This is a genomic window from Pantoea sp. GM01 (genome assembly GCF_000282675.1).
Classification (GTDB): domain Bacteria; phylum Pseudomonadota; class Gammaproteobacteria; order Enterobacterales; family Enterobacteriaceae; genus Pantoea; species Pantoea nemavictus.
Window position 1 is genome coordinate 46,605 of record NZ_AKIU01000009.1, and the last position, 8,397, is coordinate 55,001.

Here is an 8,397-nt window from a genome sequence, read left to right on the forward strand (position 1 = left end):
TCTCCTCTGTGCTTATCTGGTGGAAATAGCGTTCACCGTCTACGCTGATTATTACCAGTCAGGCTTCTGGTCCATTCAGTAACAATAATTATTTATCGTAATATTTTGCGAGGAAAATGTGATGCCTGAAACCCGGCTTAATAATGGCGGCGTAGAAACTGTTCATGAAGCTCATGTCGGTTTACCGTTGAAACGTATTTCCTGGAGCGCAGTATTTGCCGGCGTCATCGCTGCGCTAATCATCCATATTTTATTAGGTGTATTAGGCACCGCAATTGGCGCGACAACCATCGATCCGCAACAGGAACAAAATCCACTCCAGCATTTGGGGACCGGCGCATTAATCTGGACCGGCGTCAGTATGCTAATCGCCATGGGCGTAGGTAGTTACGTCGCGGGGCGTTTGGCGCAGCGCGAAGGCGCGATGCACGGATTATTAATGTTTGGTGTCAGTACCATCCTGACATTGTGGTTGGCGATTACCTTAGCTACTGGCCTTATTGGTGGCGCCTTTAATATTCTCGGCGCAGGCGTTAATGCTGTGGGTAATGGAATTTCCGCTGCGGCGCCATCCCTTACCAATATGGCAAAAGAAAAGCTGCAGGAAAGTAATATCAATCTGGACGATTTAAAAAATGAACTGCAAACCACACTGCGACAGACGGGTAAGTCGGAATTACAACCGGAGAATCTGCAGAAGGATGTAAATAACGAAGCCAATAATGCGCAAAATCAGGCAGAGCAAACGGCGCAGAATCCACAAAATGCGGATGATGACCTGGCTAATTGGTTGAAAGGCGTTGTCAGTCGTCATTCCGATACTTTGCAGGCTGCCGATCGTGATGCACTGAAAAATATTATCAAGGCGCGTACCGGTAAAAGCGATCAGGAAGTTGAGCAGATCGTTACGCAAACGGAAGAGAGCTACAAAAAAGCCGTACAACAATATCAGCAGTTAAAACAGCAGGCGGAACAGAAAGCGCGTGAGGTTGCTGAGCAAGCAGCAGCTGCGACGGCGAAAGCCAGCTGGTTCACCTTCTTTATGCTGGTCATTGAAGCGGTGTTGGCGGCATTGCTGGGGCGGGTTGGTCGTAAGACCCAGCCGCGTCAGGTATTAAGTCACGAACGTCGGTAATAAAAAAAGGCGGCTGATTCAGCCGCCTTTTCTTCTTTAGCGCTTCAGCGCTTCACTCAATTCTTCACGCATTGATGCCAGCATCGCTTTAACCACGCGTGGGTTACCCGCGACGATGTTACCCGACAAGACGTAACCGTGGTTGCCGGTGAAGTCAGTCACCAGGCCGCCCGCTTCACGTACCAGCAGTTCGCCCGCCGCAAAATCCCACGGCTTCAGGCCAATTTCAAAGAAACCATCTACGCGACCCGCGGCGGTGTAAGCCAGATCCAGCGCGGCAGAACCGGTGCGACGGAAATCTGCACACTGGGTAAACAGTTTGCCAACGATATTGATGTAAGGCGTTGCATGCTGCTTCAACTTGAACGGGAAGCCGGTCGCCAGAATGGTGCCATCCAGATCGCGAGCGGTGCTGCCGCGCAGGCGATAACCGTTAAGCTGTGCGCCCTGACCGCGTACAGCGGTGAAGAGTTCGTTGCGCATTGGATCGTAAACTACCGCCACTTCGGTGCGGCCTTTGATGCGCACAGCGATAGATACTGAGAAGTGAGGTAAACGTTTGATGAAGTTGGTGGTGCCATCCAGCGGATCGATCACCCATTGAATGTCTTGATCTTCGCCCGCCAGTTCACCGCTTTCTTCGGTGATGATGGTGTGTTTCGGGTACGATTTACGAATTACTTCGATAATCAGACGTTCTGCGTCGCGGTCAACATTGGTAACGAAGTCGTTGCTGCCTTTCTGGCTGGCTTCGACAGCGTCCGGGGTTTCGTAATTCTTGGCAATTAAATTTCCGGCCTTGCGCGCTGCGCGCACGGCGATGTTGAGCATCGGATGCATCGGTATCTCTCGCTGGATGTTAAAGAACGGGGAAAACGGCGCGGAGTATATCAGCGTGTTCAGCAAATGTCCTACTTTTATGTTAGGATGCGCGCCATCATTTCCCTGACCGCCTCTAATTATGCTGCAAAATATCCGAATCGTATTGGTTGAAACGTCACACACCGGCAACATGGGCTCTGTCGCACGCGCGATGAAAACCATGGGCTTAACTAACCTCTATCTGGTCAATCCGCTGGTAAAACCTGATTCACAGGCTATTTCCCTCGCCGCCGGTGCCAGTGATGTGATCGGCAATGCGCGCATTGTTGATACCATGGATGAAGCCATTGCCGGTTGCAGTTTAGTGGTCGGCACCAGCGCACGTTCGCGTTCGCTGCCGTGGCCCATGCTTGACTCGCGCGAGTGCGGCATTAAAAGCGTGGAAGAGGGCCAGCAGGCGCCAGTTGCCCTGGTTTTTGGGCGTGAGCGCGTCGGCCTGACTAACGAAGAGCTGCAGAAGTGTCATTATCATGTCGCGATTCAGGCCAATCCGGAGTACAGCTCGTTGAATCTGGCGATGGCGGTACAGATCATCGCTTACGAAGTGCGCATGGCGTGGCTGGAAGCGCAGGAAAAAGCCGCACCGGTTGCGGAGCCTGAGGAGTCGCCGTATCCACTGGTCGACGATCTGGAGCGTTTCTATCAGCACATCGAACAGATGATGCTGAACAGTGGCTTTATTCGTGAAGGCACGCCCAGCCAGGTGATGAGCAAGCTGCGTCGTCTATACACCCGCGCGCGCCCGGAACGTGATGAACTCAATATCCTGCGCGGCATGATGGCCTCGTTCGAAAAGCGCAAAGGTAATGTGGATAATAGTTGAGTGAAACAGTTGGTTAAATAGTTGAGTAAATTACTTGGTTAAATAGTTGACCGTTTTACTCGGGAATGTCAGACTGGCCTCAATTCATCAGATAACCCGCCGATAACCGGACGGACGCTTACGAGGTTGTATGCTATGAGACTGACATCCAAAGGACGTTATGCCGTAACCGCTATGCTGGACGTTGCACTGCACTCACACGAGGGCCCGGTGCCGCTAGCTGACATTTCTGAGCGTCAGGGCATTTCGCTGTCCTATCTGGAGCAGTTATTCTCACGTCTGCGTAAGCACGGCTTAGTGGCCAGCGTACGTGGCCCAGGCGGCGGTTATCTGTTAGGCAAAGATTCAGGCGCTATCGCCGTAGGCGCGGTGATCACCGCGGTTGATGAATCTGTCGATGCCACCAAATGCCAGGGCAAAGAAGGCTGCCAGGGCGGCGAACGTTGCCTGACCCACGTGCTGTGGCGTGATTTGAGTGAGCGCATCAGCGACTTCCTCAACAACATCACGCTGGCAGAGCTGGTCAATAATCAGGAAATCCTTGATGTCGCCGATCGTCAGAACACCGTCGATAATCGTCGCTTCCAGCAGCATCGTGTGCAAGAAACCATCAACGTTAATCTTCGCGCGTAATTGATCTCACTTCGGCCTTTCCTGCTAAGGTAGGAAAGGTCCAAGCGTGCTATAAAGACGTATGATTTTTTATACGGAGTTTTAGCGCAATGAAATTACCGATTTACCTGGATTACGCAGCCACCACGCCTGCTGATCCGCGTGTTGCCACCAAAATGATGCAGTTCCTCACCCTGGATGGCACCTTCGGTAACCCCGCTTCCCGTTCCCACCGTTTTGGCTGGCAGGCTGAAGAAGCCGTTGATGTTGCTCGCAATCAGATTGCTGAGCTGGTCAATGCCGATCCGCGTGAAATCGTTTTTACCTCTGGCGCGACCGAAGCTGACAACCTGGCAATTAAGGGTGCGGCACAATTCCATCAGGCGCGCGGTAAACACATCATTACCAGCCAAACCGAACACAAAGCGGTGCTCGACAGTTGCTTGCAGCTGGCGAACGAAGGCTTTGATGTCACCTTCTTACAGCCGGGCAGCGACGGCATTGTCACGCCGCAGATGCTTGAATCTGCGCTGCGCGACGATACGGTGCTGGTGTCGCTGATGCAGGTTAATAATGAAACCGGTGTGATTCAGGACATCGCCGCCCTCGGTGCGCTGTGCCGTGCGCGTGACATCCTGTTTCACGTTGATGCCACCCAAAGTGTCGGCAAACTGCCCATTGACGTCAGTGAACTGCCGGTGGATTTGATGTCGTTCTCGGCACACAAGCTGTATGGGCCGAAGGGCATTGGCGCGCTGTGGGTGCGACGTAAACCGCGTCTGCAAATTGATGCGCAGATGCACGGTGGCGGTCATGAACGCGGCATGCGGTCGGGTACGTTGCCGGTGCATCAGATTGTCGGCATGGGCGAAGCCTATCGCATTGCGCGTGAAGAGATGAGCGGCGAAATGGCACGTCTGGCTGAGCTGCGCCAGCGTCTGTGGAGCGGCATCAGTAAACTGGGTAATGTGAACCTCAACGGTTCGCTCGAACAGGGCGCACCGAACATCCTCAATATCAGTTTTGCCCACGTCGATGGCGAATCGCTGATCATGGCGCTGAAAGATCTGGCGCTGTCATCCGGTTCCGCCTGTACCTCGGCCAGTCTCGAACCCTCTTATGTGCTGCGCGCGATGGGCGTTGAGCAGGAGCTGGCACACAGCTCGCTGCGTTTTTCGCTCGGACGCTTCACCAGCACAGAAGAGATTGAGTACGCTATCGAGCTGGTCAACAAAGCGGTGACGCGTCTGCGGGCAGTTTCGCCTGCAGCAACGTCCCGCTAATTCATGCACCCCTTGCGCCGGTTCTGGCGCAAGGTGACACCTAACGCAAACGGAGCCACGCGATGACAACACAACCGATGATAATTACGCTCAGCTCCCAGGCCGCCGACGCGCGCTGGGGTGACAAAGCTTTGCTGAGCAGCAACGAAAGTGGCATGACCCTTCACCTGACGGGCGCAGATGCGCTGATGAGCATCCAGCGCGCGGGCCGCAAGCTGGACGGTCAGGGCATTCGTCACGTAGCACTGCAAGGCGAAGGCTGGGATTTGGAAAAATGCTGGGCATTCTGGCAAGGCTATCGCAGCCCGAAAGGCAAACGTCAGGTCGAGTGGCCAGAGTTTAGTGAAGCCGATCAGAGTGAATTTGATCGTCGTCTGAAGATCATCGATTGGGTGCGCGACACCATCAACCTGCCAGCGGAAGATCTCAGTCCGGAGCAGCTGGCGCATAACGCCGTTGATCTGATCAACGAAGTCGGCGGCAAAGCGGTGAGCTATCGCATCACCAAAGGTGATGATTTGCGCGGCCAGGGTTACACCGGCATCCATACCGTTGGCCGTGGTTCAACCCGCGCACCGGTATTGCTGGCGCTCGATTTCAACCCGACCGGTGATGAAGCTGCACCGGTATATGCGTGTCTGGTCGGTAAAGGCATCACCTTTGATACCGGCGGTTACAGCCTGAAGCAGAGCGCCTTTATGGACTCGATGAAGTCCGACATGGGCGGCGCGGCAACGCTGACCGGCGCACTCGCGTTAGCGATTTCGCGTGGTCTGAATAAGCGCGTGAAGCTGTTCCTGTGCTGCGCAGACAACATGGTAAGCGGCAACGCATTCCGTCTGGGCGACATCATCCGCTATCGCAATGGTAAAACCGTTGAAGTGATGAATACCGATGCGGAAGGTCGTCTGGTACTGGCTGATGGCTTGATTGATGCCAGCGAGCAGAATCCAGAGCTGCTGATTGATGCAGCAACGCTAACGGGTGCAGCGAAAACGGCACTGGGCAACGATTACCACGCGCTGTTTACTTTTGACGACGTGCTGGCGGAATCGCTGCTTGGCAGTGCGACCGGTGAAAACGAAGCTTTCTGGCGCCTGCCGCTGGCCGAATTCCATCGCAGCCATTTGCCTTCGAACTTCGCCGACCTGAATAACATCGCCAGCCCGTCGCATGCTGCCGGAGCCAGCAGCGCGGCCGCGTTCCTGTCGCATTTTGTCAGCAAATATCAACAGGGCTGGCTGCATATTGACTGCTCTGCCACCTACCGCAAAGGCGCGGTGGATCAGTGGTCTGCCGGTGCAACCGGTTTGGGTGTGCGCACCGTTGCCAATCTTCTGCTGAAATAATCCTCATCACGGCAGGCGCAGGCCTGCTTTTTTTGGAAATGACTAAATGAGTAACCGTCTTGAAGAGGTGCTAAAACTGGCAGCCACTGAGCCTGCGCACCGTCCGGAATTTTTCCAACTGCTGCTGGAAGCCGATGTTTGGGTACCTGGCGAAAGCCCGGCCGAACAGTTTGATGCCACGTCACCGGTGGAACTGCAGCACTGGGAAAAAGAGGGCGGCGGCAGCGTGATTCCTTTCTTCACCTCCGAAGAAGCGATGGGCGAGGCGATCAAAGATGAACAGCCTTATCTGCGCATGCCGGTGCGTACGCTGTTTGAGATTACGCAGGGCGAAACGCTGTTTCTCAATCCGAAACTGCCTGCCGGCAAAGAGTTTTCGCCAGGCGAAATCGCTCATTTGATGAGTGAAGAGGGCAGTGCGCTGAGTCAACAAACCGTGCTGGAAGGGGGACAAGCGCTGCTGCTCTCCGAAGTGGCAGAGCCACCGGCGCAGATGATTGATTCTTTGACGCAGCTGTTTGCCAAGTATAAGCAGGTGCGCCGTGCTTACGTCGCCAGCATTCGTGAAAGCGCAACGGAAGCGCCGAATCTGCTGATTGGCATCGAAGCTGATAGCGATATTGATGAGATCATTCAGGCGGCGGGCGGTGTGGCAACCGATACGCTTGCCGATGATGCGCCAATTGATATCTGTGAAGTGGTGAGTGAAGATCGTGGCGTTAGCCATTTTTTTACTGCCCACATCACGCCATTCTACGAACGCCGCTGGGGCAGTTTCCTGCGCGACTTTAAAGGCAGTCAGCGGATTATTTGATCTATTACCGTGACGAACGGTGCAGCGTTTAGCCAGGTGCGCATTAATGCGCACCCTACCATCATTTCTCAATCGGTAAATCGTCGCGGCTTCCCCATTCGCCCCACGAACCGTCGTACAGCGTCACGTCACGTACCCCGAGCGATGTCAGCGCCAAAATCAATACCACCGCAGTCACCCCGGAACCGCAGCTGGCAATCACTGGCTGATCCAGCTTTACGCCTGCTTTATCAAACAAATCGCGCAGTTCCGCTGCCGGTTTCAGTTCACCGTTCGCCACCAAACTGTTCCACGGCAGGTTCAGGCTGTTAGGGATATGTCCACGCAGCAGGCCGGGGCGTGGCTCATCCACTTCGGCATTAAAGCGGTTTGCCGCGCGTGCATCCACAATCTGCGCACCACCTTCATGACTAATCAGCAGCACATCGGTCAGGCGTTTTACCTGTGTACTATCATATTTAGCCTCGAACTCAGCTTCCGGCAGACTAACCGGTCCGGTTACCACGTCATAACCGGCGGCTTTCCAGCCTTGTAATCCCCCAGCAAGAATCGACACCTGCTCGCAGCCGAAAGCGCGCAGCATCCACCACGCGCGCGGCGCCGAAAACAGGTTGCCTTCGTCATACACCACCAGATGTTTGTCCTGGCTAATGCCCAACTCACGCATGGCCACTGCAAAGGTCTCGGCGCGCGGCATCATGTGCGGATAGGGGCTGGTGTGATCGGATAGCGCTTCGATATCAAAGAAGGGGGCATGCGGCAGATGGCCGGCAAGATATTCCGCCTGGAGATCGCGCACCGCTTCCTGCCCGGGCGGTAACATGCGGGCATCAATCACCTGCAAAGTTTCTTCTGTGTAGTGTTCTTTCAACCAGTCAGCGGAGACAAATATGGCTGTCATAGCAACCTCTTCTTAGCAATCGGGAAACGTCCAGTCTCCGGGAATGTGAAGGCTATCTCAAGGGCATGATTGCTAAAGTTGTCGAAAATGCGCAGCATTACTCTTTCTTAACTTCTGGGACTGGTGAGGGATTTACCATGGCAAAATGTTTTAACCGGCTACTGCTCAGCGCGCTGATCGGGGGTGTATTACTGGGCAGCGCAACGTCGACGACTCACGCGGCGGAAACGACAGCCGCAGCAGCCACGCAGCAATCACTCTCGGTTATCGATCTCTCCGAACTGCAGCTCGACGGTGCTGCTGCCCTGGTGCTGACCTTTAATACCCCGCTCGATAGCAAACAGGATTTTGCTTCGCGCGTGCAAATTACTGACGAGAAAAGTGGCAAGGTCGACGGCGGCTGGGAGCTGGCGCAACACGGTAAAACGTTGCGTTTTCGTCATCCGGAACCGTCGCGCAAATTGACGATTAACGTCGATGCCGGTCTTAAAGCCGCCGATGGCACGACCTTATCCACGCCTTTTAGCCAAACGCTGACCACGCGTGATATCCAGCCGATGGTCGGCTTTGCCAGTCGCGGCTCCCTGCTGCCGCTACG

General features: G+C 54.6%; 9 protein-coding genes. 7 read left to right on the top strand and 2 right to left on the bottom strand.

Features of this window, described 5'->3' with window-relative positions:
* Positions 1-121 precede the first annotated feature (121 nt).
* A complete protein-coding gene (locus PMI17_RS03635; RefSeq protein WP_007886225.1) occupies positions 122-1,135 on the top strand; it encodes a hypothetical protein in 1,014 nt (337 codons plus the stop codon).
* 36 nt (positions 1,136-1,171) lie between these two features.
* On the opposite strand, the gene suhB is transcribed toward PMI17_RS03635, so the two are convergent.
* Complete coding sequence (gene suhB, locus PMI17_RS03640) at positions 1,172-1,975, bottom strand: inositol-1-monophosphatase (protein ID WP_036620143.1); 804 nt, start codon at positions 1,973-1,975, stop codon at positions 1,172-1,174.
* 121 nt (positions 1,976-2,096) lie between these two features.
* On the opposite strand from suhB, the gene trmJ reads away from it, so the two are divergent.
* The 5 genes from trmJ to sseB all read left to right on the top strand — a co-directional run bounded on the left by trmJ (position 2,097) and on the right by sseB (position 6,898).
* Complete coding sequence (trmJ, locus tag PMI17_RS03645; protein ID WP_007886227.1) at positions 2,097-2,840, top strand: tRNA (cytosine(32)/uridine(32)-2'-O)-methyltransferase TrmJ; 744 nt, start codon at positions 2,097-2,099, stop codon at positions 2,838-2,840.
* Between the two features lie 135 nt (positions 2,841-2,975).
* On the top strand, positions 2,976-3,473 hold the full coding sequence (iscR, locus tag PMI17_RS03650) for a Fe-S cluster assembly transcriptional regulator IscR (RefSeq protein ID WP_007886228.1): 498 nt from the start codon (positions 2,976-2,978) through the stop codon (positions 3,471-3,473).
* Between the two features lie 89 nt (positions 3,474-3,562).
* Positions 3,563-4,735, top strand: a complete 1,173-nt coding sequence (locus PMI17_RS03655; RefSeq protein WP_007886229.1) for an IscS subfamily cysteine desulfurase — start codon at positions 3,563-3,565, stop codon at positions 4,733-4,735.
* A gap of 62 nt (positions 4,736-4,797) precedes the next feature.
* On the top strand, positions 4,798-6,084 hold the full coding sequence (gene pepB / locus PMI17_RS03660; protein WP_007886230.1) for an aminopeptidase PepB: 1,287 nt from the start codon (positions 4,798-4,800) through the stop codon (positions 6,082-6,084).
* A gap of 46 nt (positions 6,085-6,130) precedes the next feature.
* Positions 6,131-6,898 carry an enhanced serine sensitivity protein SseB gene (sseB, locus tag PMI17_RS03665; RefSeq protein ID WP_007886231.1) on the top strand — a complete coding sequence of 256 codons (768 nt, stop codon included), beginning with the start codon at positions 6,131-6,133 and terminating at the stop codon, positions 6,896-6,898.
* A 61-nt stretch (positions 6,899-6,959) separates the two neighbouring features.
* Here the strand turns inward: sseB and sseA are convergent, their stop codons facing one another.
* On the bottom strand, positions 6,960-7,799 hold the full coding sequence (sseA, locus tag PMI17_RS03670) for a 3-mercaptopyruvate sulfurtransferase (protein WP_007886232.1): 840 nt from the start codon (positions 7,797-7,799) through the stop codon (positions 6,960-6,962).
* A gap of 137 nt (positions 7,800-7,936) precedes the next feature.
* Between sseA and PMI17_RS03675 the strand changes: the two genes are divergently transcribed.
* The coding region (locus tag PMI17_RS03675; protein ID WP_007886233.1) for a hypothetical protein at positions 7,937-8,397 on the top strand (461 nt) is incomplete at its 3' end.